This is a genomic window from Allobosea sp. 05T438, assembly GCF_056396025.1.
On sequence record NZ_JBFTKQ010000004.1, the window covers coordinates 48,487 to 73,205 of the forward strand.

Sequence of the window (24,719 nt, forward strand, 5' to 3'; positions counted from 1 at the left end):
CTATGGCCAGCAAAATCTCCACTCCCTTCATCCGTTTCCCGGTCGCCACTTCGCTGCTGATGGCCGGTCTCCTCCTCGTCGGTGTCGTCGCCTATCCGCAACTGCCGGTCGCGCCATTGCCGGAGGTGGATTTCCCGACGATCCAGGTCTCGGCCAACCTGCCAGGCGCCGATCCCGCCACCATGGCAGCAACCGTCGCGCAACCGCTGGAATCCCAATTCTCACTGATCCCGGGCGTCGCGGAAATGACCTCGTCGAGCCAAGCCAACTCGACCCAGATCACTCTCCAGTTCGATCTCTCGCGCAATATCGACGGCGCTGGCGCGGATGTGCTCGCCGCCATCAATGCGGCCGCCGGCCAACTGCCTAAAAACCTGCCGAGCCCGCCGACCTATCGCAAGGTCAATCCGGCCGACTCGCCGATCCTGCTGCTCAGCGCCACATCCGACAACTTGCCGCTCACTCAGGTCTCCGACGAGGCTCTCACCAAGCTCGCCCAAGCCATCAGCCAGATCGGCGGCGTCGGCCAGGTCAATGTCGGCGGCCAGCAGACGCCTTCGATCCGCGTCCAGGTCGAACCGGCGAAGCTGGCCGCGCGCGGACTATCCCTGGAAGATATACGCACGCCGCTTTCCGTCACCACCGTCAACAGCCCGAAAGGCACCATCAACGGCAGCGCACGTGCCTACACGATCTACGCCAATGACCAGCTCACCGACGCCAGGAGCTGGAACGACGTGATCATCGCCTATCGCGACGGAAACCCCGTGCGCGTGCGCGACATCGGCCAGGCCGTCAGTGCGCCGCTCGACGATACGCAAGCCGGCTGGGCCGACGGCAAGCCCGGCGTGTTCCTGGTGATCTTCAAGCAGCCCGGGGCCAATGTCATCGCCACCGTCGACAAGGTCATGGAGGCTCTGCCGCACCTGACCGCGGGCATCTCGCCCGGCATCAAGATCGGCGTGCTGTCCGACCGGACGCAGACGATCCGCGCGGCGGTCAAGGACGTCCAATTTACGCTGCTGGTGACGATCGCACTGGTCGTTCTGGTGATCTTCGTCTTCCTGCGCAGCCTCTGGGCCACCATCATCCCGTCGTTGACCGTGCCGCTCGCGCTGCTCGGCGCCTGCGCCCTGATGTGGTTCGCCGGCTACAGCCTCGACAATCTCTCGCTGATGGCGCTGACCATCGCTGTCGGCTTCGTCGTCGACGACGCCATCGTCATGCTGGAGAACATCACGCGTCATATCGAGGACGGCGAGGAGCCGATGGCCGCCGCCATCAAGGGCGCGAGCGAGATCGGGTTCACCATCCTGTCGATCTCGATCTCTCTGGTGGCCGTGCTGATCCCGCTGCTGCTGATGGGCGGGATCATCGGCCGGCTGTTCCGCGAATTCTCGGTCACGCTGGCAATGGCCATCCTCGCTTCCGCGGTGATCTCGCTGACCCTGACACCGATGATGGCTTCGCGCTTCATGAAGCCGCTCCGCGAAGTGCATCACGGCCGGATCTATCAGGCCAGCGATAGGCTGTTCCGGGCGCTCGCTGGCGCCTACGAGCGCAGCCTCGATGTGGCGTTGCGCTTCCGCTTCGTCACGCTGATGGTGTTCTTCGCGACGCTCGCGCTGACCGTCTACCTGTTCGTCATCATCCCGAAGGGCTTCTTTCCGCAGCAGGATACAGGCCTGATCACCGGTGTGATCGAGACCGCACAGGACACCTCCATCGGGGCCATGGCCCGGCATATGGAGGATGTCGGCGCGATCGTCCTCAAGGACCCGGCTGTCGATCATATGGCGATGCGCATGGGCGGGACCGGCGGCACCCTCAATGACGGCCTCATGTACATCACGCTGAAGCCGCGGGAGGAACGCACGGCCTCGGCCGACGAGGTGATCCGCCGGCTGCGCGCGCAGACCGGCCGGCTGGAAGGCGCCAGCCTCTACCTTCAGGCGGCGCAGGATGTGCGCGTCGGCGGCCGGCCCTCGCGCACGCAGTTCCAGTTCACCCTTCAGGGCACCGACGTCGCCCAGCTCGACGAATGGGCTCCCAAGCTGCTCGCCAGGATGAAGGCGATGCCGGAGCTGCGCGATGTCGCCTCCGACCAGCAGGCAGCCGGCTCCACTCTGACCCTGACGTTCGATCGCGACCAGGCCGCTCGCTATGGGCTCACGCCGGACGTCATCGACGCCACGCTCTACGACGCCTTCGGGCAGCGCCAGATCGCCAGCTACGCGACACAGCTTTCGACCTACTACGTGGTTCTTGAGGTGCTGCCCTCGCTGCAGCAGAAGATCGCGACGCTCGATCAGATCTATCTGCGTTCCGCGACGACGGGCGGCAACGTACCGCTCGCGGCCATCGCCACATGGAGCACGGTCCCGGCACAGCCGCTGGCGATCAACCATCAGGGCCAGTTCCCGGCGGTGACCATCTCCTTCAACCTGGCGCCGGGCATCGCGCTTGGGCAGGCGACTGCCGCCATCGGCGGCCTGCAAAATGCGATGGATTTGCCCGCGACGATCACGACGTCGTTCCAGGGCACGGCGCAGGCCTTCCAGGACTCGCTCGCCTCGGTGCCGATGCTGATCGCTGCGGCGCTGGTCGTGGTCTATCTGATCCTCGGCATCCTCTACGAGAGCTACATTCACCCGCTCACCATCCTCTCCACCTTGCCTTCGGCCGGTGTCGGCGCGCTTGCGACCTTGCTGCTCTTCGGCTTCGATTTCAGCCTGATCGCACTGATCGGCCTCATCCTGCTGATCGGCATCGTGAAGAAGAACGGCATCATGATGGTCGACTTCGCGATCGCCGCCGAGCGCGAGCAGGGCTTGTCCTCGCTGGAGGCGATCCGCCGCGCCTGCCTGCTGCGCTTCCGCCCGATCCTCATGACCACCATGGCCGCCCTCCTCGGTGGCGTGCCACTGATGCTCGGTCACGGCACGGGCTCGGAGATCCGCCAGCCTCTCGGCTACGCCATGGTCGGTGGCCTCTTCGTCAGCCAGTTGCTGACCCTGTTCACGACGCCGGTGATCTATCTCTATCTGGACGCTTTCTCGAACTGGCTCGTCCCGACGCGCAGCGCGAAAGCTGCCGGGATCGAAGAAGGGCATCGGGCAGTCGCCAATACCGATGCCTGACGGCGGCCGAGCGCAGCCAGCCTGGACGCGTTCGACCAATCGCAGCGGCAAATTTGCTTCGCGACGACGAGCGGAGGCTATTTTGCTGTACCTCCCGGCCCCGCATCAGGTCCGGCCGCTGTCATGGCGTGGCTTGCGAGCAGCTTGTCGATCCGGCGCCCGTCCATATCGACGATCTCGAAACGCCAGCCTTCATAGGTGAAGGAATCTCCGACCTCCGGGAGGCGTTCGAGCTGGGTCAGCGCAAACCCGGCTATGGTGTGAAAATCGCCGTCGACGGCGTCCAGGCGAAGGCCGAGTCGTTCGAAGGCTTGATGGGCAGGCATCATCCCGTCGATTAGCAGCGAGCCATCCTCCCGTTCGATGAGATCGGGCTCCTCGGTATCGGAATGGGGGAGATTCCCTGCCAAGGCCTCCAGAAGGTCGGTCTGCGTAACGATGCCTTCAAGGCCGCCGAACTCGTCGATGACGAGCGCAAGGCGAACGGGTGCCCGCTTGAATTCCTCCAATGCCCGGAAGATGCGTATTCCCTCGTGCAGAACGAGCGGAGAGCGGATGACGGCCGTCGGGTCGATGGACGAGCCGTCGAGCACCTGGTCGAGAAGATCCTTTTTGAGGACCATCCCCAACGGCTCATCGATCCCGCCGCGACCAACCAGCAACTGTTCGTGACGGCACTCACGAAGGATCCTCAGGGTCTCCTCGGGATCGTCATCGAGGTCGATCCAGTCGACATCGCGCCGGGGCGTCATGATGTCAGAGATACGGCGGTCGCCGATGCTCAGGACACGGGCGACGACCTCCTGCTGCTCCAATTCGAGGATGCCCGCTTCCTGGCTGGCTCGAATCAGCAGCTTGAGCTCTTCGGGAGAATGCAGCGCACCCTCCCCGCCTCCCGGTCGAAGGCCGCATAACCGCAGCACCAGATTGCCGAGACCGTTCAGGACCATGATCGCGGGCTTGAGCAGGAACAGGAAGAGGCCGAGCGGCCTCACCACCCAGAGGGCCGTGCCTTCGCTGCGCTGGAGCGCAAGGCTTTTCGGCGCCAGCTCTCCCAGGACGATGTGAAGCGCCGTGATGATGGTGAAGGAGATCACGATGGCGATCGCATGCGAACTCGTCGTCGCAAGAGCGCCCGGCAGCCCCTGAAGCACGGGCTCGATCAGATGAGCCAGGGCCGGCTCGCCGACCCAACCAAGTGCCAGCGAGGAGATGGTGATCCCCAGCTGCGTCGCAGCCAGATTGGCATCGAGGCCGTCTACCGCCCTCTTTAGCGCGATCGCATTCACGCGTCCGGCCGCCACGAGCTCCGTGACACGGCTGCGCCGAACCGAAACGAGGGAAAATTCAGCCGCGACGAAAAAGCCGTTCGCGGCGACGAGAAACAGAACAGCCAATATGCCGAGGATATCGAACATACTGCCACCGGGGCTGGACATGAACTCCCTTCTTGCGGACGGAGCCGCACCATTGCTGATTGGATTCTGCACCCTATAGCACGAGCGGACCGCATCCGCCCTGCGGAGGGTCGCCGGCGAGCCAATCGGGATAGCGTTCGGAGAACTGACCGAAAGCAGCGCCGGCCGCATGGCAAGCCAGACAATTCGTCTCCCTGCCGCTATTCTAGGTTTCGGAACAGGATCGGCCGAGGTGACCTATGTTCGAAGCCGTCAAAGAGAAAATTGAAGCGGAAATCGTCTCGCTGGTGAGCCAGAACGAGCATCTCCTGAAAGACTTCGCGGGACAGAAGGCGTCCGATCTCGTCAACGACGATGCCGCCATGCGCGATCTCGCACTCAGGCTCTACGGCCTGCTGCCGCCCATGCTGAAGTCTATCGTCGGGCAGGATATCTTCATCGCCTTCGTGCTCGATAATCGCCAGCGGCTCATCGAGGCCATCACAGCGGCAACGCAGGAGCCCGGCGGCAAAGGCGCCTGATCTCCTCGATGGAGCGACCTGGACTCGGGCCGATGAGGTCGTGGTGCCGGTTGCCCAAGCCTCTGTGAGCCGGCGTTCCGCCCCGCACCGCGCAGCCAGCATTTCGCATGCCGACCACCTGCCGAATCTCTTGAACAGCAAATTTGCGCCTTGGTCCAACAATGGACCCATTTTCCTTCAGAATTTCATTTGTCAGAACTTGGCCTGGCGGCCGCAGGGGTAGGTCGATCGTGCGGGAAACGACGAAGTTGATGCTCCCAACTGGTAAAGCTGAGCGAGGAGCGCAAAGCCCCCTGCCCCCTGCCAGTGCGAGGAAGTACATTTTCCGTCCGAGGACAGTGGAATTGAGCCTCGGCGAAGCGTTTGCGTTCCCTATCCCGCATTCTGGCTGACTTTCGGGCTTCCGCCTTGCCGCCCTTCCTCGAAAGATTCCGTCAGGCAGCGCTCATCCTGGGCTGGATTGCTCTCGCAGCGATCGTCTTCGCCACGCTGTCCCCGATCGAGCTGCGCCCGCACATCCCCGGACTTCAGCCCGATAGCGAACGCCTTCTGGCGTATTTCGCGGCAAGCACATTATTGATTTTTGCTTATCCGCGAAAGCGCTTGGTCGTTTTGAGCGCCATCGTTCTCATCGCGTTCGGGCTCGAATGGCTTCAAACACTCGAGGCAACCCGCCATGGCCGACCGCATGATGCCATCGTCAAGGCGATTGGCGCGGTGACCGGAGCCTGCTTGGCGATGCTGTGTGAGCGCGCATTGCGCTACTTTGGGTTGCCGTGGTGAACTCCTCGTCGAATGGATACAATCTCGATCGGCCCGATGGGCATCACAGGAGACTTTTATCGCGATGCAACGCAGTAGAGGACATGGCCCGAGATCGGCAACCATCCTGACCGTGCTCGCGTTTGGCGGAGCAGGCGGCGACTACGCTTCTGCGGCGCCTGTGACGCAAACGATCGTGTTGATCCGGCACGGCGAAAAGCCGAAGGGCGGATTGGGCCGGCTTGACTGCCACGGATTGAGCCGCGCGAACGCCCTGCCGCCGGTTCTCGCAAAGCAATTCGGCCGCTTCGACGCGATCTTCGCTCCCGATCCCGAGCGGCAGAAGAAGGACGACGGAGTCAAATATCGATATCTGCGCCCATTGGAGACTGTCGCCCCTCTCTCCAAGACGACCGGGGTGCCGGTCGAGACGCAGTTCGGCTACAAGGAGATCGACAAGCTCGAAAAGGCGCTGCAATCCCCTGACTATGGAAGCGCGACTTTGCTGATCGCGTGGGAACACAAGCAGTTGGTCAAGCTGGCTCGCAACCTCCTTGACCACCACGGCGGCGATCCTCGCCAGGTCGAAAAATGGCCGGGCAACGATTTCGACAGCATCTATGTCGTCCGGATCGTCCGGGATGGCTCCTCGACGCAGGCGCTTTTCAAGCACGGCATTCAGGGCCTGGACGGCGCGAGCGAAGCCTGCACTGGGGGCTAGAGACCGCCTGACCAGCGACATTGGCTGCCAAGAGCATGCGCGTGAAATCGAGCATTTCCATCTGGCAACCCTCGGCTCTTTCGTCCTTCAAAGCCCTCAGTTCTCGTGCGCCCGAATTTCGCCGGTCCGACAGTTTTAGGGTCGCGGCGATGGATTGCGGGGGAAATGTCAGGCGTCCTCGAACGAAACGAGGCTCTGGCGCCGCCGATCGACGACTAGGCGCGTCACATCCGGTCGAGCATAATGCCCCGCCTGATCGAAGTTCTGGCGTTCCCGGCGCACCAGGCGGTTATCGAGCTGCGCCACCAGCAGTTCCTCGCGCCCCGTCACGGGCTCCACCACCCAATCGCCGTCGGGGCCGGCAATGCAGGATCCACCGTCGGCCAGCCAGTCGGGGCAGCCCCGCTCCAGCATCGCGGCCGCCGGACTGTCCGGCGCCACATCCGCTCGCCGCATCAGTCCCGATACGGCCAGCACATAGCTGCGCCCCTCCCGGGCCAGGAAGCGAGTCGTATCCTGTGTGTTGCGGCGACTGCCGGGCCAAAGCGCCACATGCAGGTCCTCGCCCTGCGCATAGAGCGCCGCCCGGGACAGCGGCATCCAGTTCTCGTAGCAGTTCAGCCCTCCGACCGTGAAAGGGCCCACGGGGTGAACGCATAGACCGTGCCCATCGCCGGGCGCCCAGCTCAGCCGCTCCTCATAGGTCGGCATCAGCTTGCGATGGACCGAGGCGACCTTGCCGTCGGCGCCGATGTGAACACGCGAGCAATAGACGCTGTGCCCACCTCTGTCGGCCGGACGCTCGATCGCGCCCAGCATGACGGCGATGCCGAGCCGGGCCGCCGCCGCCCGCACCCCGTCGAGATGTCCCGCTTCGAGCTGCACCGCCTGATCGAGATAGTGCGCGTGGATTTCCTTCTGCAGGGAGGATTCGAAGCGCGCGCCGTCCGTATGCTCGATCCAGAAGGGATAGCCCGGCACCAGGGCCTCGCCGAAGACAACGAAGCCGCAGCCCGCCAGGGCCGCCCGCTCGACCCATTGCTCGATCTTTGCCAAAGTCGCATCGCGATCCAGCCAGATCGGGGCGATCTGCGCCAACCCCACCGTCAACCCGTCTCTGTTCGTCATGATGCCCGTCCGCAGCGTTTCGGTTGCGTCAACTACCGAACCGGATCAACATCAGTCCAATTAATCGTTCTAAAATCCATCTATCATGTTAGCTAATATCACTCTGACGCAGCTCCGCTGCTTTCGCGCCGTTGCCGAGCGGGGCGGCTTCACGGCCGCAGCAAGCCAGCTCTGCCTGTCCCAGTCAGCCGTCAGCCAGGCCGTCGCGGCGCTGGAAAAGAGCCTGGGCGTCCCGCTCCTCGTACGGGGAGGCCGCGATGGCGCAACGCCGACCGCCGCGGGGGTCGAGGCTTTGGCCGAAGCGAGAACCGCACTGGCCGCTCTTGAACGCCTCGCGACCGGCGCGGCGGCTGCCGCTGGTTCTCGAAGCCTGACCGGCATCCTGCGCGTCGGCGTCGTGCAGAGCGCCGCCGTACAACTGCTGCCGGACTGGATGCGGCGCCTGCGCAGCGAGCACCCGGGCATCACCGTGATACTCCATGAAGGCACGGATCCGGAGGTGACGAGCTGGGTCCTGTCCGACGTGGCCGAGATCGGCGTGACCAGCCGGACCCATGCGAGCCTCTCGTCCCGCGCGGTTGTCCAGGACGACTATGTCGTCGTCGTTCCGGACGGCCACGCCTTCGCCAATCGTCGCGAGGTTGCGCTGAAGGAGCTCGACGGGCAACGCATGCTGCTGTCGGGTGGTGGCTGCGAGACGCTGATCCAGGAGCTCCTGGCCTTGGCCGGAAGCAACCCCGAGATCGTCTGTCTCGTACGCGACAACGCGACCCTGGCGAGCATGGTGCGCGGAGGTCTGGGGCTGACGATCATGCCGGAGCTCGCCCTGCCGGCGGACCGCCATGGCATACAGGTTCTCGGCCTGCGGCCGAATGTCCGCCGCACGCTGCATCTGCTGACCAAGCCGCGCGATGCGCTCGGTCCCGTCGCGCTCGCTTTCGCCGATATGGTGGAGCGGACGGAGCGCGCCAGTTGATTACGCCCTGCTTCCGGACGGTCTCGCGCATTCGGTAGCTTTTTGACCGGGCCGATCGGACCAGCTCGCGCGTCCCAGCAGTAGCCTCAGGCCGGTAGCGGCGCGAGCCGGGACATCGGATTGCCGTCCGAAGCAAGGCCGGGCAGTGAGATTCGTTCGATATCGCCGAGGCCCGCCGGCTCACGATGTGCGATCGCGATCACGGTCACGCCCGGCAGCGCCGCGCGGACGGCCACCAGCACCTGCTTCTCGCCGGCCAGATCAAGCGCGCTCGTTGCCTCGTCCAGCACCAGCCAGTCTGGCCGTTGCAGCAAGGCGCGCGCCAGAGCGAAGCGCTGCCGTTCGCCGCCGGAGAACCCGCGCCTGGCATCGGCCCAACCCTGATCGTCAAAGGACCACAGCCCTTCGAGCCCGACGGATCCGAGCGCCTGCCGCAGTGCTTCGTCGCCGATCGCGCCAGGCTGCTGCGGATAGGACAGAGCTGTGCGCAGGTCGCCGAGCGGGAGATAGGGTTGCTGCGGCAGCACGAGGATTCGCCCTTCCGGCCGTTCGATCCGCCCCTCGCCGTGACGCCACAGCCCGGCCATCGCCTTCGCCAGGGTGCTCTTGCCGTGGCCGGAGGGAGCCGAGAGCCAGTAATTGCGCCCCGCTTCCAGCGTCAGCTCCGGCCACGGCGTCAACCGGCGCCCGGCTGGCGTCTCGAGCGCGATGTCCCGAAGCCTCAGCCTCGCATCCGCCGTGGTGTGCAGGCTCGGGCGCAGCGCCGGCGCGGCTTCCGCCTCCGCCACCCTGATGAAATGCGACAGGCGGCTGGCTGCCGCGGCGAGCTCGGTGAGGTCGCGATAGGAGAATACGAACCAGGAGAGCGTTGTCACGACGTTCTGGAAGGCCGAGCCGATCTGCATCAGCCCGCCGAAAGTGACACGCCCGGCCAGGTAAGCCGGCAGCGCCAGGAATAGAGGAATGCGCAGCACGGTCTGGAAATAGGGTCGGGTGAACAGGCCCAGGATCAGGTCGCGATTGGCGAGGCTGCGCCAGTTCTGGACGATCGCGGCGAAGCGCTCGCGCATCAGGCGTCGCTCTGCCGGCTCGCCATCGGCCAGCGCCACCGCCTCGACATGCTCGCGCAGCCTGACCAGCGCGAAGCGGAAATCCGCCTCGCGGCGCTGCTGCTCGACGGAAAGCGCCTTGAGCGGCCGGCCAAGGAGATGGGTGATCCCGCTGGCGATCGCGACATAGAGCGGCGCTGCCCAGACCATATAGCGGGGTATCTCGACGGAGAAGCCGAGAGCGCTGAAGGCAAGCGGGAAGGTCGAAAGCGACCACAGGATCCCGAGATAGGTGACGAGCGCGACGATGTTGGTGGTGAGTTCGAGCCCCTCGCTGGTCAGCTTGTCAACGAAGATGCGGCAATCTTCGGCGATGCGCTGGTCGGGATTGTCGAGCCCGTGGTCGGTGCGCTCGCGCAAATGCCAGAAGGCCTTGCCGGTAAGCCAGCGGTCAAGCGCAGCCTCGGTCAGGGTGCGCCGCCAGCGGATCTGCAGCATCTTGCGCAGATAGGTGCTGCTGAGATGCAGCGCGACGCTGATCGCGATGAGCCCGAAGAAGATTCCCACTTGCCGCAAGGCGCCATCGACATCGAGCTTCTGCAAGGCGTTGTAGAAATCCGCCGTCCACGAGATGAGCCGCACGCCGACCTGCACGCCGGCCAACCCCAGCCCGAAGATCAGCCCGAAATAGAGCGCGCCGACCCTGCCGCCGGGGCCGGCGATGCACAGACGCGTCAGCCAGGCGATCTGGGAAAGGACGGCCCTCATGATGCGGCTCGCGGCAGGGCGCGCCGCGGTTGCGGCGGCTCCGGCATGTCGAGGCGGAACACGGCGTCGGCGATGCCCCGCAGGGCCGCGGCATCGTGCTCGGCCTCGCTCGTCGGCAGCAGCACCGCGACATCCTCGAGGCCGAGATCGCGGAGCTGATGCGGCGTACCATGCCCGTGCTCGAGATGGCCCCGGCCGATGATGCCGATGACCAGCGGATCATCCGTCGCCTCGGCCAGATGATCGGCGATGCGGCAGGCGAAGGCGCGGTCCCAACATTGCTGCGCCCGGACGAAACGGTCGAAGCGTTCCGGCGCCATCGCTTCCGGCCGATCGGACCCGGCGAAGCGGCCGGTGATCGCAGAGAGGTAGTCGCGATAAGCCTCGGTCGCAGGCGCGGCCGGGCTGACGCCGTCGCGCTCCTCGACGGGGATGGCCTCCCAGCCCAGCTGACCGACGCGCGTCACCAGCGGCCGGTGGCAGTTCAGGGCCAGCATCTTCACGCGCTGCTGCCGGCAGAAATGGAAGAGTGGCAGGTAGAGCTCCGGATCGAAACCCCAGACCTGTGTCCATTCGCTGCGCTCGATAAAGGTCGCGGTGTCCATTGCGCCATCGACCCAGGCGTCGAGGATCGGCTGGATGCGCAGCGGAAACATCTCGAAGCCAACGGCGAGCGCCGGCCGCAGCATGTGCAGGAACGCTGTAACATGCAGCTGCCAGCGATGGATCTCGGCGACGTCATGCGTCTCCCCGAGCAGGACGACGCGCTTGCGCGCCATCGCCTGCATCAGTTCGCCCTGCGGCAGCAGCCCGCCCGTTTCCGGACAGAGCCAGCTCGCGCGCGGATGGGCATGACGCCCGCCCCTGCCCTCCCATTCAGCTGCGAGCGGCATGGCTTTCCGGGACCTTGGCGAAGGCGGCGGCGGGCCCCCTCAGGACGAGACCGAAAGGCTTGCCCTCGCTGTCGAGCGCGTGGAGCGTGACGGTTCCGCCGCTTTCGCTGCGCAGCCAGCTCGCGACGGCACCGGCCCTGAGATGCAGGTGAAAGTCGGGCTGCATGATGTTGACGAAGCCCATCGCCGGCTTCGGCTCGGGCAGCACGGCTTCCCAGCGCTGGAACAGGCCGGGCCGCTCGATGTCGATGGAGATGGTCTCGCCGCTGGCGAGGATGGACGCGAAGCTCCGGGCGCCGAGATCGTCCGCGGGTATGTCGGCCGCGCCGCCTGTGCCGGGCGCCTCGCGCATGGCCGGCTCCAGAGGCTCGCCGGCGCCGAAGGCTGCCAGCGCCTTGTCGAACGGCTCCAGCCCGTCGAGGCCGATCAGGCTGAACAGGGTCTCGCCACTGGCATCCTGGCATTCCAGGCGCGGCAGCACGCGCTCGCGCATCTTGCTGGTCCGGTCGGCGACGATGCGCACGACCGCCGTCAGGTCGATGCGGCTGTCGTGGAACGCGCCCGAAAGCCTGGCTTCGTTCCCTTCGATCGCGACCGCCTCGACCTCGCCCATACGCTCATGCGTGGCGCCGCCGGAGCGGGTGCTCAGCATGACCCGCCCCATGGCGGGCAAGCTCTTCAGGATTTCGGACGGCGCGCGCGTGAGCCGTTCGCGTGGATTGGTCTCTTGGGTCATCGTGGTCTCCAAATGAGGCGACGCCCGGGTCTCGCCGGGAGCGCCGCCGATCCGCCGCGCCTTCGGGCGCGGCATCTCAATCGAGGGTCAGAACTCTGCAGACGCGGAGAGCTTGAATATGCGCCCCGGCGCGGTCTGCAGTTCGAGCGGGTTGGCGGCCGCGACGCTCAAGCTTGCGACCTTGTCGTAGTTCAGGACGTCGGCGAAGTAGCGCTTGTCGAAGATGTTCTGGATACCGGCACGAAGCGTCAGGAAGCTGGTCGGCTTCCAGTTCAGATAGGCGTCAAACACCGAATAGCCGCCGGGCTTGAACGTGGTGGGTGCGTCGGCGCGCGTCGCGCCGGCCGCGAAGGTGCCGATCACCTCGGCTTCCAGCCCGTATTCCGGCATCAGGTACTTCAGGCCCGTCACCGCCTTCAGTGGGCTGACATTATAGGGGACTTCGAGCGCGCCCTGCTGCTTCCGCTGCTGGCCGTATTGATAGCTCAGCGCCAGATGGGTGACCCAGCGCTCCTGGAAGCGCCACTCGGCCGAGGCCTCGATGCCGGAGATTTTCACCCGCGCCAGGTTGCGCGAGGTGATGTCGGTCGTGCCGGGCACCTCGTAGAGCTCCTGGATGAAGTCCTTGTAGTCGGCATGGAAGACGCCGATCGAGAACCAGCCATCGGCGAAGCGTCCGCGCACGCCCGCCTCATAGGATGTGACCATCTCAGGCCGCAGATCCGGATTCGGGATCAGGTTCTGCGTGCCGAAGGGCAGCGAGGTGTAGAGCTGCTGCGCCGTCGGCATCTTGAAGCCCTGGGCGTAGCGGGCATAGAGCGAATAGGTCTCGTCGAGCTTGAAGATCGTGCCGACCTGCGGGATGAGCCGGTGCGAGTCGAGCTCGCGCGGCGCTTTTCCGGGCACGATGACATAGCCGGGGCCGACACGCGGATCGATGTTGTAGTTCGCGTAGCGGACGCCGGGCGTGATCGTCCAGCGGCCGTTCAGGAGTTCGATCTCGTCCTGGAGATAGATGTCGGCCCGCGTCGTCGTCGCATTGGCGAAGTTGAAGCCGCCGGCGATCGCGGTCGTCGTCACACCGGTGGTCAGGTTTCTAACATCGTCGCGCCGCTCATAGTCGGTGCGCGTGACGTCGCCCTGGAAGCCGTAGGTCAGGCGGTGGAAGCTCGACCCCAGCGCGAAGCTCGACTTCGCCTGGACGTCGAGCTGCGAGAATTGCTCGGTATAGTCAAGCAGGCCGCGCGTGAAGCGCTGCTGACCATTGGCGAGCGTCTGCAGGTTGTTGGTGATGAAGGTGCGGCTCTGGGGTGTGAAAGAGGCTTGCCAGCGCAGCGAGTCGAGGAAGCTTGCGCCGACATTCCACTCATGCTCGAGCGCCAGGCGCTTGCGCGACTTGATCTGATCGCGAATGTTCGGTCCGTTGCGGATACCCAGGCTCACGACGTTGTAGTTGTAGAGCTGGTTCACAGTGGATTCGCTGTCGAAGTATTCGCCGGTCAACTTGAAGGTGTGATCGGGCGTCGGCTTGAATACGATCTTGCCGAAAGCGTTCCAGACCTCGGTATCGAGCGGGTTGAGCAGATTGCAGCCGAGGAAGCGCAGGGTCGGCACCGGGCAGCCCCAGCGGCCGCCATCGGCGCGGGCATTGCCGAGCTTGGCTTCCTGCGCGTTGCGCTGGCTCACGCCGATGATCGCTTCGAGGGCGGGCGAGAAGCTGTAGGCGGCGATGCCCGTCTTGACGAAGGAGCGGTCCAGGCTGTCGTAGCTGGTGTCGAGCTTCACCGCCCAGGGCTTGTCGGTGCGGCCCTTCAGCAGGTCCTGCGGATCGAGCGTGCGATAGGCGACGATGCCGCCCAGCGCATCGGCGCCCCACAGCACCGTGCCCGGGCCGCGCACGATCTCGACGCTCTTGAGGAAAGGCAGGTCGACGAAGTCGCGGTTGCCGTCGGTGATGCGCTCGATCACGCGCGAACCGTCGACCTGCATCTGCACGCGGTTGCCGCCGACGCCGCGGATGGTGAAGCCGCCATAGTTGCCGAAGGGATCGGTCGCCGTGGTCTGGCGGTTGACGATGACTCCGGGCTCGTAGCGCACGAGATCCTGGGTATCGCGGGTGATCCGCTGCTCCATGTCCTGCCGCGTGATGACGTTGACGGTCCCGGGCACGTCGAGAGCCTGCTTTTCGCTGCGGGTCGCCGTCACGGTGATCTGGTCGAGGGAAATCGGTTCGGCACCGCCCGGAGCAACCGGCGCCGACTGGGCATACGCGCCCGTCAATGCGGTGGAGGACAGGAAATATACAGCAATATATAGCTTAGAATTGTTATTCATAATTTCGTCCCAATTTGAATTGGGGACGATTTATTTCTTAAAGAAAAGATTCGCAACTAACATTTGAACACAAATTTTCGATTATAAATACAATACATTCAGATCTAAATTGATATCTGAGTAATATAATGGGTAAATTGGAATTATAACAATGATTCAGAACCATCTTGATCTCAATTTAATTCGTTATTCGCGCGCAATCGATTGAACCTGACCCATCTCTCCGCCGCAGGCCAATGCGTCCCGCTGAAACGCCCCAAAGCGGGCCATCTGAGCGCCAGAAGCTGGCCAGAAAGCTCAGCGTTCGCCCGGCTGCACGGGCGGGCGAAGCTTGGCTTGGGGTCTTGCGGCCGCCGCCCCTGGAGCACACTCCGAGACCAAGCGTATCCAGCGGTCGCATGAGGCTGCGCGATCGGCGCGGTTTGACGCCGCCACTTTTTCGCCCTAATCCTCGCCGCGACGGTTCCCTCACGGGATCAAAAGGGAACGCGGTGCGGGCGGAGTTTTGCCCCATGCCGCGGCTGCCCCCGCAACTGTAAGCGGCGAGCCTTTCGCCACACGCCACTGGGGCCTCGGACCTGGGAAGGCGGCGCAAAGGCACCGACCCGCGAGCCAGGAGACCTGCCGTCAGCCGTGGTCACACGCGAACACGTTCGGACGGGGTGCGCCGATCGCTGATTTGACTGTTTGCCGCCTCTCGCGCGGCCGATGGGAGATCGCGTTCGCGGTGACGTGCCACTGACGTCAACGCCCGAGGTCTCCATCGTGAACGTCTTCTTCCCGGCCGCAGGACGCGGCCGCCTGCTGCTGTCCGCCTCCCTACTCGCCCTCGCCTGCTCTGTCCCTGCCCTGGCGCAAAGTGACGCCGGCCCTCTCGCCCTCGACGAGATCGTCGTCAGCGCCACCGGCACGCCGACGCCGGCCCGCGAGATCGCAAGCTCGGTCACCGTCATCACGGCGAAGGACATCGAGCAGCAGCAGCGCCGCACCCTGCCGCAGGCGCTCGCCACCGTGCCCGGCCTCAACATCGTGCAGACCGGCGGGCCGGGCGGCCAGACCTCGGTCTTCATGCGCGGCACCAACTCGAACCACGTCAAGGTGCTGATTGACGGCATCGAGGCCAACGACCCCTCGACGCCCAACCGCTCCTTCGATTTCGGCTCGATGCTGACCGACGATATCGAGCGCATCGAGGTGCTGCGCGGCCCGCAGAGCGGCCTCTACGGCGCCAACGCCCTCGGCGGCGTGATCTCGATCACGACAAAGCGCGGCGAGGGTTCACCAAAGGCGACCGCGCGCATCGAAGCCGGCTCCCACGGCACCTTCAACCAGTCGGCCGGCTTCGGCGGCGGCAACGACCGCTTCAACTACGCCTTCAACGTGGCCCACTTCCGCTCGGACTCGACCCCTGTGACGCCGCCGAACCTCGTCCCGCCGGGCCGGCGCATCAACCCCAACGCCTTCGACAACTACAGCTATTCCGGCCGCGTCGGCGTCGCTCTCAGCGACACGCTGACGCTGAACTGGATCGGCCGCTATCAGGACGGGCAGTTGCGATTCACCAGCGACACCGGCTTCCCGAGCCGGCCTGCGCCCTATCGCTCGCTGCAGAACTACGCCCAGTCCTTCACCCGCGGCGAGGTTGTGTGGGATCCGTTCGGCGGGCGCTTCGTCAACACCTTCGGCGTCTCCTACACCAACCAGGACCGGGCGACGCGGACGGCCAACGGCACGACCGGCATTCCCGGCCTGCCCAGCGAGAATCTGGGCGAGCGCACCAAGCTGGACTGGCGCGGCAATCTCGAGATCGCCAAGGGCCACAATCTGCTCATGGGCCTGCAATACGAGCGCGAGCGGCTCGACACCACCAGCCTCGTCGCCTCCAACGGCAACAAGGCCGGCTTCCTCGAGTACCAGGGCAATATCGAGGACCGCTTCTTCCTCGTGGCCAACATCCGCCGCGACGACGACGACAGCTATGGCGGCCACACCACTTACCGCATCGCGCCGGCCGTCATCATTCCCGGCACGGAGACGAAGCTGAAGGCGAGCTACGGCACCGGTTTCAAGGCGCCGACGCTCAACGAGCTCTTCGTCGACTATCGCCCCGGCTTCAATTTCCACGGCAATCCGAACCTGCGGCCGGAAGAGAGCCGCGGCTGGGATGCCGGCTTCGAGCAGCCGCTTTTCGACCGGAAGCTGCAGTTCGGTGCGACGTGGTTCCAGAACGACATCGACAACCTGATCGTTACCAACGCCACCTTCGATTCCTACGCGAATGTCGGAAAGGCCAGGACGAAGGGCGTCGAGGCCTTCGCCGCGCTGGAAGTGTCGCCGCAGCTCCGCATCCGGGCCGACTACACCTTAACCCTCGCCAAGGACGAGATCGCGCGGCAGGAGCTGCTGCGCCGGCCGCGACACAAGGCAAGCGCGACCGCGACGTGGACGCCGACCGACAAGCTCACCCTCTCGGCGACGCTGCTCTATGTCGGCTCCTGGGTGGACGGCAATCGCGACTTCTCCGTCTCCCGGCTGAACGCGAAGGGCGCGACGCTGGTCAATCTCGCCGCCGAATACAAGGCGACCGACAAGGTCACCGTGTTCGGGCGGATCGACAACCTGTTCGACAAGCGCTGGGAAAATCCGGTCGGCTTCCTGGTTCCCGGCTTCGGCGCCTTCGGCGGCATCAAGGTGGCCATCGGCGGATGAAACCGCGCCGCGCCAATCATGCCTTCGCCATGGCGGCCTTCGTCGCCATGGCTGTCGGCGCCGAGCCGGCCGCCGCGGCGAAGCCGACGCGGATCGTCTCGCTCAACATGTGCACGGATGAACTCGTCCTGCGCCTCGCCGAGCCCGAACGCATCGCTTCCGTCACCTGGCTCTCGCGCGATCCACGCAGCGCCAATATGGCGGAGGCGGCGCGCGCGGTCGGCGTCAATCACGGCCTCGTCGAGCAGGTCCTCGCCAGCCAGCCCGACCTCGTCATCGCCAGCGCCTATACCACCCGCTCGACCGTGGTCCTGCTCAAGCGCGTCGGCATGGAGGTGCGCGAATTCGGCGTGCCGCGGAACATCGCCGAGATGCGCGACCAGATCGGGGAGATGGCGGCGCTGCTTGGGGAGGAGGAGCGTGGCACAGCGCTGATCGCCGACATCGATGCACGGCTCGCCGGGCTGGCCGCGAAACGCCCGCCCGAGCGCCGTCGCGCCATCGTGCTCAGGCCGAACGGCTTCACGGTCGGGCGCGGCTCGCTGGTCGACGAGATCCTGACACTGGCCGGCCTCGACAACATCGCCGCCGAGCTCGGCATCGACAGCTACGGCCAGATCGCGCTGGAGACGGTGGCGCTGGGCGGCGCCGAGATGCTGATCCTCAACGACACTCGGGACGGGCCGCCCTCTCTCGCCCATGAAGTGCTGCACCACCCCGTGATCGGAAAGCTCGGCGCGCGCCTCAGGCTCGTCGCCCTGCCCTCGCGACTCTGGGCCTGCGCCGGGCCGAGCGTGCTCGACGCCATCGAATTGCTGGCTAAGGCGGCCGGAGGGAAGCGATGAAAGTCCCAGGCAGCTTGCCTTCATTGCCGATCCTGATCGCGCTCGCCGCCGCGACGGTCGCCGTCTTCGCTCTCTCGACGGCCGTCGGCTATGCGCGGCTCGATCTGGGTGCGGCGATCCGCGATTGGCTGGCGGGGCGCCCAACCCTGCCGGCGCTCGTGCTGACCGAGTTGCGCCTGCCACGCGCCATCCTCGGCGCGCTCGTCGGCTTCAGCCTGGGCCTGTCGGGTGCCGCGATGCAGGGGCTGCTCCGCAACCCGCTGGCCGAGCCCGGCGTGGTCGGGATTTCCAGCGCGGCCGCCTTCGGCTCCGTCCTCGCCTTCTACAGCGGGCTTTCGGCCAGCCTGTCGCTCGCGCTGCCGCTCGGTGGCATCGCCGGCGCCATCTTCGCCACGCTGGTGCTGTTCGTCCTGCTCGGCCGCGGGGCCGGCACGACGACGCTGATCCTCGCTGGCGTCGCTCTTAACGCCTTCGCGGGGGCTGCAACCTCCCTCGCGCTCAACCTCGCGCCAAACCCCTATGCGGCGCTGGAGATCGTGTTCTGGCTGATGGGCTCGCTCGCCGACCGCAGCCTGAACCATATCCTGCTTGCTCTACCGCTGATGCTCATCGGCTGGGCGCTGCTGCTCTCGACGGCACCGGCTCTCGATGCGCTGACGCTGGGCGAGGATACTGCCGCGAGCCTGGGATTCGATCTGACCTGGCTGCGTGTTCGCCTGATCGGCGGCACGGCGCTTGCCGTCGGCAGTGCGGTCGCGGTAACCGGCGCAGTCGGCTTCGTCGGCCTCGTCGTGCCGCATCTGCTGCGCCCGCTCGTCGACAACCGCCCCGGCCGGCTGCTGCTGGTCAGCGGCTTCGGCGGCGCCATCCTCGTACTGCTGGCCGACATTGCGCTTCGGCTCGCGCCGATCCGGCCGGAGCTGAAGCTCGGCGTGGTCACGGCGCTGATCGGCGCGCCCTTCCTCTTCAGCCTCGTCAATCGCATGCGGCGGGAGGCGTGATGGCCATCGAAGCTCACGACATCGCGGTCGCGCTCGGCGGCAAGACGATCCTTCAGAACATCGACCTCGCCTTGCAACGAGGCGAGCTTCTGGGCCTCGTCGGCCCGAACGGCGCCGGCAAGACGACCCTGCTGCGTGTGATGGCGGGCCTGCTCGCCCCTGCAGCCGGCACGGTCCGCTATGACGGCGAGAAGGCGTGCACGCTGGGCCGGCAGGCGCTCGCACGGCAGGTCTCCTTCCTGGCGCAAGGCGGCGATACCTCCTGGCCACTCTCGGTGGAGGCCGTGGTCGGTCTCGGCCGCCTGCCGCATCGCCGTCCTTTCGGTAGCCTGACCGAAACGGACCGCAGGGCGATCGCCACCGCGCTGGCCCATTGCGACGTGGCCGGCTTCGGCGACCGCACGGTGGGCACGCTTTCGGGCGGCGAACGCCGGCGGGTCCTGCTGGCTCGCGCGCTGGTGGTAGAGGCGCCCCATCTCCTCGCCGACGAACCGCTCGCCGGCCTCGACCCGCTGCACCAGCTGGAAGTGATGGAGCTCCTGCGCCGGACCGCACGCCGTGGCGCGGGCGTCGTCGTGGTGCTGCACGATCTTACCCTCGCCACCCGTTTCTGCGACCGGCTCGCCTTGCTCGATCACGGCAGGCTTGTGGCCGAAGGCGCGCCAGAAACGGTCCTCGACGAAGCCAGCCTTGGCAGTGTGTTCGGCGTCGAGGGGCTGCGCGGCAACCATGACGGCGAGCCTTTCCTCCTGCCCTGGCGGGCACAGAACCAAGGACGATCCCACGATGTCTGACAGCGCCACCATCCGCGCCGTTCTGCGCGAGCATCTCGGTGACCCTTCGAGCCAATGGAACCTCGGCACCTTCGGCGCCATCGCCGAGTTCATGCGCGATGCTGGGGAGGCGGTCGCGATCACGGACGAACCGCACCGGCTTGCCGCGGTGACGGAGCGCGGCGGCATCGGCTTCGGGCGGCTCGACGACACCCGCCTGTTCGCCTCGGAGAGCGCCGTCGGCACGAGCTGGAGCCATCGCCTCGCGCTGTGCCTGCCGGAGGACGCCTGCTCGATGCACAGGCGCACCGTCCTGACCGAGCTTGGCCCGGACACGGACGCGCTACGCGCCGAGGATACCGCCGGTATCCTGTTCGATATGGGGCTCGGCACACTACAGGCCGATATCTGCATCCGCACGGACGATCCGGAACTGCTCACGCTGCTGCGCGCCCAGGCAGGTCGCTCGCTGTTCGGGCCCGGCAACCCCGCCATGCCGGCGATCGTCGCAGCCGGGCCGCATCGTGTTTTCGTAGCCCGGATCGGGCGCTGCGAGGTCTACCAGCCGATCCCGGCGGCCGGCGGCAAGAGTCCGGAAGGCCCGCATACCCATGTGCTACCGCAATTGCTGCGGGCGGGCCGAACCCATGCTGCGACTGAGCCCGTGCCCGACGGCTTCGTACCTTGTGCCCATCTGGTGCCGGCCCATCCGGTCAGGGACGCAATGGGGCGACCGCGTTCGTTCGACCGCCAGGCCTTCGAACGTTTCGAGAATCTCCTGAATCGGTACGGCGATCCCGAAACGGTGGCGACGCAGCGAACGGTGCGAGAGCTTTTGGCAAACAATGCGCCGCCGGCGGCTTTCTCAGCGCCGCCGAGCCGGTTTGGCCGCAATGCCGTGAAGGTCACGTTGCGCCAACAGAAGGAACTCCACGAGTCTGCTGGCCGATTGCAAGACTGGCTCCGTCGCTACGATAGGCGCGACGGCCGGGATCCAGCCGATGGCGACACGGATGATTACGGCCATCGTTGAGTCGGAACGGCATATCGCAACATCAACCCGATCCCACGCTCTTTCCCCCAAGGGATGTCCGTGCACTTCATCGCCAGCTGCCATGGAGCACCGCTGCGCATCCAGACCGCCTTCGCGACGGCCGAGATCGCTTGCTCCTGGATGAGCGAAGCGACAGATCTCTGGAAGGAGAAGAACCTGCTCGGGACCCGCATCGTCGAATGCCAGAATGGTGGCGCATTAAGCGGGGGCAGCGGCCAGGGCACATCCGTTACGCCAACGATGGGCCAATTTCGACTGCGCTAACATCGCCCGGCTATCGCAGGAGACCCTCGTCTTTTCCCAGCAGACTCAGGACACACCAGACGCCCATCGCCACATGAAACGCGACCGCTGGCCACAGCAGCATGCCGTACAGTCCGTGGCCAAAGCGGGCGAACAGGAGAACGCTGGCGACCGCAATGTTATAGAACAGCATTGCAATGACCACTCCGCGCGAGGCGAGGCTCTGCGCATCGGCGCGCGCCAGCCAGGAGACGATACTGAGCGCAAGTATCGCGACGCCGCCAACGCGCACCAGGCTCACGGCGACGGGCGCGTCGAGCGGCGCCCCAAGCAACAGCCACGCCGTGACCGATGGAACGCCCAACAGCGCAAGGGCGGCACCGGCCTCGACGATTGCGGTCGCTGTTTGCAGGCTTCTCATGGTCATCTGGAGTTTCACCCGGCACGAGAAGGAAGGCGGCGGCGCGCAGGCGCGAGAGTTACGGTTGATATTTCGGGCCGCGGTGGCGCTCTATCCTTGACCTGTGCAGCGCAGACCATCCGCGAAATTGCTTGCGAATTCGCGCAAAACGCAGTCGTGGCCGTTCCAGTTCAACGATCAGATGAACCCAGGATCGTGCCGCAGTCGTATATCTTGTTCAGAATGGCTACCGTTACCTTCTTGATGGATCGAATACCTGCGAGCAGCCCCATCGAGCCGGGCGTTTCGGCATAGTTTGAAGGTCGCGAGGCGGGTGGCGCCGGAGTGAACCGGCGCCACCCGCCAATTGCTTGAGCCAATCATTCCTAGTCTTTCGCCCGAGCGACCGCTTCCCGCAATTTCCTCTGGTCCGCCTTGGCCAGTTGCATCGGTCCGAGGTCGACGGTCAGTCTGTCGATCTTGCCATCGAAGGCAAACGGCACCTGGTAGTCTTTATCATTGACCCCCGTGCGCGTATCGACGCCGATGTCGAAGGTCTCGTCGGATACCTGCAGGAACGCGATCGAGTTGGGCTGCTTTCCGGTGGCGACGACTTTGCCGTCCACCTTCAGCTCACCGCTGCCGCCCTTGGCAATACCCGGGCCGTCATAGGTGTATTCGAACACGATCGTGTGCTTGCCCGGGGTGAGAGCATCCGCGCCTTCCCAGCGATATTGGGCGAGGATCAGCATGTTGTAGTTGAACACCGGCTTGCCGTTGAGCAGGTAGAGCCCCCATCCACCCCAACGGCCTCCAGTGGTGGCGAGCATGCCGTTGCCGCCACCCTGGGGAACGTCAACCTCGGCGGTGATCTTGTAGGATCGGCCGATGACATTCGGCGAGTTGGCCATGGGGATGCCGGAATTCACGCCGGTATAGGTGAACACCGTCTGGCCCGCGGTGGCGCTCGGCCGCGGCTCGACGGCTCGCGCGAAGGACCTGTTGTCCAGCGGCAGCACATTGTACTTGGCAGCCTCCTGGACAAACAGCTTCTGCATCTCCTTCAGCTTGCCAGGCATCTTTGCGGCGAGATCGTTGGACTGAGTGTAGTCCTCCTTCAGGTTGTACAGCTCCCATTTATAGTCGCTGATCGGCGGCAGGGGCGCGTTCAGGATCCAGGGGCCATGCGGCGGTGTCGTGTTGGCGTACCAGCCGTCATTGTAGATGCCGCGATTGGCGATCATTTCGAAATACTGGGTCTTTCGCTTCGAGGGCGCATTCGCATTGGCCTTGTCGAAGGTGTAGGCCATGCTCACGCCCTCGATCGGCTTTTGCTTGATCCCATTGACCGTCTGCGGCGCCTTGATGCGGGTCGCCTCCAGAATCGTCGGCACGATATCGATGATGTGGTGGAACTGGTTGCGGATGCCGCCGGGGTCATTGATATGGCCGGGCCAGCTGATCGCCAGGCCCTGGCGTGTGCCGCCGAAATGCGACGCGATCTGCTTGGTGTATTTGAACGGCGTGTCGAACGCCCATGACCACGCGACAGCCATATGTGGGTAACTGGCCGCCGACCCCCAAGTGTCGTAGAATTTCATCTGTTCCGCGATCGGGAAGTCGAGGATACCGTTATAGGCGGTCCACTGGTTCGGCGTGCCGGACAGGGTTCCTTCGGGGCTCGTGCCATTATCGCCGACGATGTAGATGATCAGCGTGTTGTCGAGCTTGCCCATGTCCTCGACCTGCTGGATCACCCGGCCGATTTCGTTGTCGGTGTAGGCAGCGTAGCCGGCAAAGACTTCGGCCTGGCGGGCGAACAGCTTCTTCTGGTCGGGCGACAGGCTGTCCCATTTCGGCAGGCTGTCGGGCCAATCGGTGAGCTTTGCAGTCGCGGGGATCACGCCCAGGCGCTTCTGGTTGGCGAAGATCTGGTCGCGCATGGCATTCCAGCCCATGTCGAACTTGCCCTTGAACTTGTCGATCCACTCCTGCGTCGGGTTGTGCGGCGAGTGGGTTCCGCCGGGGGCGTAGTAGATGAAGAACGGCGTGTCGTGCGCGGCAGCGTCAAGCTGCTTCAGCCGCGTAATGGCTTCATCAGCCATATCGGTGATGAGGTTGTAGCCGGGCTTGCCGACCCACGGGAAAATCTGGGTGTGGTCACGGAACAGATAGGGCGTCCATTGGTCGGTCTCGCCGCCCTGGAAGCCGTAGAAGTAATCGAAGCCCATTCCCGACGGCCATTGGTCGTAGGGGCCGGCAACGCTGTACTGGAAATCCGGCGTGTTGTGGTTCTTGCCGAACCATGAGGTCGGATAGCCGTTGCCCTTGAGAATGGCGCCGATCGTCGCGTTGTCCGTACCGATGATGGAGTCATAGCCGGGGAAGCCGGTCGACAACTCGGTGATCACACCGTTGCCCGTGGAATGGTGGTTGCGGCCGGTAAGCAGGGCCGCGCGGGTCGGCGAGCACAAGGCGGTCGAGTTGAACTGGGTGTAGCGCAAACCCGCCTTTGCGACGCGGTCAAGCGCCGGCGTCGGGACGACGCCGCCGAAGGTACCGCTGACGCCATAGCCCTGGTCGTCGGTCATGATCAGCAGCACGTTGGGGGCGCCCCTGGGCGGAGCCACGCGCGGCGGCCACCAGACCTTCGACCCTTCAAGAGTTTCCTTGATCACGCCGCCAAATTTGGGGGGCGGCGCCGGGAGCTGCTTGCCATCGAGGGTGATCGTTGCGCTCGGCTGCCCCAGGGTTCCGTTGATCTGCTGGGCCGTTGCCGGCAAGTAACTTGAGCCGATTAAAAGGCTAACCGCACCCGCCAGCCCAGTGCTTATACGCAAATTGTGACGCGATCTCATGATAAATCACCCCGCTATTTTCCGTTTTAGACACAGATATCAAAGTATAATTATATAATTATTATCGCTATCCGCGTTCCATTCGCAGATTGACGAGTGCAGACTCAAATGATTTTCTTATTCCTTGAATTCTATGGGGACTTCGTCCTTTCCGAGACCAAGGGCCACCCCTTCGCTCTGGCCAACGAGATGCATGATGACGCCAGCCTTATTCTCCAGCCAAAGTTCGCTGCGGGCGCCCACCTGGAGGCCCGCGGGGCCGGTTCCTTCCGCCCAAATGCCCGAGAATTGCGAGAGGTCGTCGAGTATAGACCTCGCCCATCACTTGCCGCTTGCAAAGGGCGAGGCCAACCTCAGATTCGCAGGCTGACCGCCTCCGCCTCGCATTCT

At 65.0% G+C, this 24,719-nt stretch carries 19 protein-coding genes and 1 riboswitch; of the genes, 11 read left to right on the top strand and 8 right to left on the bottom strand.

Annotated elements, in window-relative coordinates; all coding sequences use genetic code 11:
• Nucleotides 1-2: 2 nt before the first annotated feature.
• Nucleotides 3-3,140, top strand: coding sequence for an efflux RND transporter permease subunit (locus AC1DIN_RS10910; protein ID WP_476809790.1), 3,138 nt, complete (start codon nt 3-5; stop codon nt 3,138-3,140).
• Nucleotides 3,141-3,217: 77 nt separating this feature from the next.
• On the opposite strand, the gene AC1DIN_RS10915 is transcribed toward AC1DIN_RS10910, so the two are convergent.
• A complete protein-coding gene (locus AC1DIN_RS10915) occupies nt 3,218-4,579 on the bottom strand; it encodes a hemolysin family protein (RefSeq protein ID WP_476810043.1) in 1,362 nt (453 codons plus the stop codon).
• A gap of 218 nt (nt 4,580-4,797) precedes the next feature.
• On the opposite strand from AC1DIN_RS10915, the gene AC1DIN_RS10920 reads away from it, so the two are divergent.
• From AC1DIN_RS10920 to AC1DIN_RS10930, 3 genes are all read left to right on the top strand, one after another.
• Nucleotides 4,798-5,079: a hypothetical protein gene (locus AC1DIN_RS10920; RefSeq protein WP_476809791.1), complete on the top strand. Its 282-nt coding sequence runs from the start codon at nt 4,798-4,800 to the stop codon at nt 5,077-5,079.
• Between the two features lie 408 nt (nt 5,080-5,487).
• Nucleotides 5,488-5,862: a VanZ family protein gene (locus AC1DIN_RS10925; protein ID WP_476809792.1), complete on the top strand. Its 375-nt coding sequence runs from the start codon at nt 5,488-5,490 to the stop codon at nt 5,860-5,862.
• 112 nt (nt 5,863-5,974) lie between these two features.
• Complete coding sequence (locus tag AC1DIN_RS10930; RefSeq protein ID WP_476809793.1) at nt 5,975-6,562, top strand: histidine phosphatase family protein; 588 nt, start codon at nt 5,975-5,977, stop codon at nt 6,560-6,562.
• 168 nt (nt 6,563-6,730) lie between these two features.
• On the opposite strand, the gene AC1DIN_RS10935 is transcribed toward AC1DIN_RS10930, so the two are convergent.
• Nucleotides 6,731-7,666: a carbon-nitrogen hydrolase family protein gene (locus AC1DIN_RS10935; RefSeq protein WP_476810044.1), complete on the bottom strand. Its 936-nt coding sequence runs from the start codon at nt 7,664-7,666 to the stop codon at nt 6,731-6,733.
• Between the two features lie 109 nt (nt 7,667-7,775).
• Between AC1DIN_RS10935 and AC1DIN_RS10940 the strand changes: the two genes are divergently transcribed.
• Nucleotides 7,776-8,666: a LysR family transcriptional regulator gene (locus tag AC1DIN_RS10940; RefSeq protein WP_476809794.1), complete on the top strand. Its 891-nt coding sequence runs from the start codon at nt 7,776-7,778 to the stop codon at nt 8,664-8,666.
• An 86-nt stretch (nt 8,667-8,752) separates the two neighbouring features.
• Here the strand turns inward: AC1DIN_RS10940 and AC1DIN_RS10945 are convergent, their stop codons facing one another.
• From AC1DIN_RS10945 to AC1DIN_RS10960, 4 genes are all read right to left on the bottom strand, one after another.
• The gene (locus tag AC1DIN_RS10945; protein ID WP_476809795.1) at nt 8,753-10,483 is read right to left on the bottom strand and encodes an ABC transporter ATP-binding protein/permease; all 1,731 of its coding nucleotides are present in this window, start codon (nt 10,481-10,483) and stop codon (nt 8,753-8,755) included.
• A complete protein-coding gene (locus tag AC1DIN_RS10950) occupies nt 10,480-11,376 on the bottom strand; it encodes a ChaN family lipoprotein (protein WP_476809796.1) in 897 nt (298 codons plus the stop codon). The genes AC1DIN_RS10945 and AC1DIN_RS10950 overlap by 4 nt, the downstream gene beginning before the upstream one ends.
• A complete protein-coding gene (locus AC1DIN_RS10955; RefSeq protein WP_476809797.1) occupies nt 11,360-12,112 on the bottom strand; it encodes a ChuX/HutX family heme-like substrate-binding protein in 753 nt (250 codons plus the stop codon). The genes AC1DIN_RS10950 and AC1DIN_RS10955 overlap by 17 nt, the downstream gene beginning before the upstream one ends.
• A gap of 87 nt (nt 12,113-12,199) precedes the next feature.
• Nucleotides 12,200-14,446, bottom strand: a complete 2,247-nt coding sequence (locus AC1DIN_RS10960; protein ID WP_476809798.1) for a TonB-dependent hemoglobin/transferrin/lactoferrin family receptor — start codon at nt 14,444-14,446, stop codon at nt 12,200-12,202.
• A 444-nt stretch (nt 14,447-14,890) separates the two neighbouring features.
• Nucleotides 14,891-15,089, top strand: a riboswitch (cobalamin riboswitch).
• An 89-nt stretch (nt 15,090-15,178) separates the two neighbouring features.
• On the opposite strand from AC1DIN_RS10960, the gene AC1DIN_RS10965 reads away from it, so the two are divergent.
• The 6 genes from AC1DIN_RS10965 to AC1DIN_RS10990 are packed head-to-tail and all read left to right on the top strand — an operon-like array spanning nt 15,179 to nt 21,092.
• Nucleotides 15,179-17,155 (top strand): TonB-dependent receptor plug domain-containing protein, encoded by a 1,977-nt coding sequence (locus AC1DIN_RS10965; protein ID WP_476809799.1) that lies wholly within the window; start codon nt 15,179-15,181, stop codon nt 17,153-17,155.
• Complete coding sequence (locus tag AC1DIN_RS10970; RefSeq protein WP_476809800.1) at nt 17,152-18,000, top strand: ABC transporter substrate-binding protein; 849 nt, start codon at nt 17,152-17,154, stop codon at nt 17,998-18,000. The genes AC1DIN_RS10965 and AC1DIN_RS10970 overlap by 4 nt, the downstream gene beginning before the upstream one ends.
• Nucleotides 17,997-19,001: a FecCD family ABC transporter permease gene (locus AC1DIN_RS10975; protein WP_476809801.1), complete on the top strand. Its 1,005-nt coding sequence runs from the start codon at nt 17,997-17,999 to the stop codon at nt 18,999-19,001. The genes AC1DIN_RS10970 and AC1DIN_RS10975 overlap by 4 nt, the downstream gene beginning before the upstream one ends.
• Nucleotides 19,001-19,795, top strand: coding sequence for an ABC transporter ATP-binding protein (locus tag AC1DIN_RS10980; protein ID WP_476809802.1), 795 nt, complete (start codon nt 19,001-19,003; stop codon nt 19,793-19,795). Before AC1DIN_RS10975 ends, AC1DIN_RS10980 begins: the two co-directional genes overlap by 1 nt.
• On the top strand, nt 19,788-20,807 hold the full coding sequence (locus AC1DIN_RS10985) for a DUF6925 family protein (protein WP_476809803.1): 1,020 nt from the start codon (nt 19,788-19,790) through the stop codon (nt 20,805-20,807). The genes AC1DIN_RS10980 and AC1DIN_RS10985 overlap by 8 nt, the downstream gene beginning before the upstream one ends.
• Before the next feature lie 60 nt (nt 20,808-20,867).
• On the top strand, nt 20,868-21,092 hold the full coding sequence (locus AC1DIN_RS10990; RefSeq protein ID WP_476809804.1) for a hypothetical protein: 225 nt from the start codon (nt 20,868-20,870) through the stop codon (nt 21,090-21,092).
• 10 nt (nt 21,093-21,102) lie between these two features.
• On the opposite strand, the gene AC1DIN_RS10995 is transcribed toward AC1DIN_RS10990, so the two are convergent.
• A complete protein-coding gene (locus AC1DIN_RS10995; RefSeq protein WP_441473239.1) occupies nt 21,103-21,498 on the bottom strand; it encodes a hypothetical protein in 396 nt (131 codons plus the stop codon).
• A gap of 359 nt (nt 21,499-21,857) precedes the next feature.
• A complete protein-coding gene (locus AC1DIN_RS11000) occupies nt 21,858-24,329 on the bottom strand; it encodes an arylsulfatase (protein ID WP_476809805.1) in 2,472 nt (823 codons plus the stop codon).
• Between the last annotated feature and the right edge of the window lie 390 nt (nt 24,330-24,719).

What these genes read in the sequence shown, in the direction of transcription:
- AC1DIN_RS10910 (WP_476809790.1), top strand. Translation starts at nt 3, where the DNA reads ATGGCCAGCAAAATCTCCACTCCCTTCATCCGTTTCCCGGTCGCCACT.
- AC1DIN_RS10915 (WP_476810043.1), bottom strand. Translation starts at nt 4,579, where the DNA reads ATGTCCAGCCCCGGTGGCAGTATGTTCGATATCCTCGGCATATTGGCT.
- AC1DIN_RS10920 (WP_476809791.1), top strand. Translation starts at nt 4,798, where the DNA reads ATGTTCGAAGCCGTCAAAGAGAAAATTGAAGCGGAAATCGTCTCGCTG.
- AC1DIN_RS10940 (WP_476809794.1), top strand. Translation starts at nt 7,776, where the DNA reads ATGTTAGCTAATATCACTCTGACGCAGCTCCGCTGCTTTCGCGCCGTT.
- AC1DIN_RS10945 (WP_476809795.1), bottom strand. Translation starts at nt 10,483, where the DNA reads ATGAGGGCCGTCCTTTCCCAGATCGCCTGGCTGACGCGTCTGTGCATC.
- AC1DIN_RS10950 (WP_476809796.1), bottom strand. Translation starts at nt 11,376, where the DNA reads ATGCCGCTCGCAGCTGAATGGGAGGGCAGGGGCGGGCGTCATGCCCAT.
- AC1DIN_RS10955 (WP_476809797.1), bottom strand. Translation starts at nt 12,112, where the DNA reads ATGACCCAAGAGACCAATCCACGCGAACGGCTCACGCGCGCGCCGTCC.
- AC1DIN_RS10960 (WP_476809798.1), bottom strand. Translation starts at nt 14,446, where the DNA reads ATGAATAACAATTCTAAGCTATATATTGCTGTATATTTCCTGTCCTCC.
- AC1DIN_RS10970 (WP_476809800.1), top strand. Translation starts at nt 17,152, where the DNA reads ATGAAACCGCGCCGCGCCAATCATGCCTTCGCCATGGCGGCCTTCGTC.
- AC1DIN_RS10975 (WP_476809801.1), top strand. Translation starts at nt 17,997, where the DNA reads ATGAAAGTCCCAGGCAGCTTGCCTTCATTGCCGATCCTGATCGCGCTC.
- AC1DIN_RS10980 (WP_476809802.1), top strand. Translation starts at nt 19,001, where the DNA reads ATGGCCATCGAAGCTCACGACATCGCGGTCGCGCTCGGCGGCAAGACG.
- AC1DIN_RS10985 (WP_476809803.1), top strand. Translation starts at nt 19,788, where the DNA reads ATGTCTGACAGCGCCACCATCCGCGCCGTTCTGCGCGAGCATCTCGGT.
- AC1DIN_RS10995 (WP_441473239.1), bottom strand. Translation starts at nt 21,498, where the DNA reads ATGACCATGAGAAGCCTGCAAACAGCGACCGCAATCGTCGAGGCCGGT.
- AC1DIN_RS11000 (WP_476809805.1), bottom strand. Translation starts at nt 24,329, where the DNA reads ATGAGATCGCGTCACAATTTGCGTATAAGCACTGGGCTGGCGGGTGCG.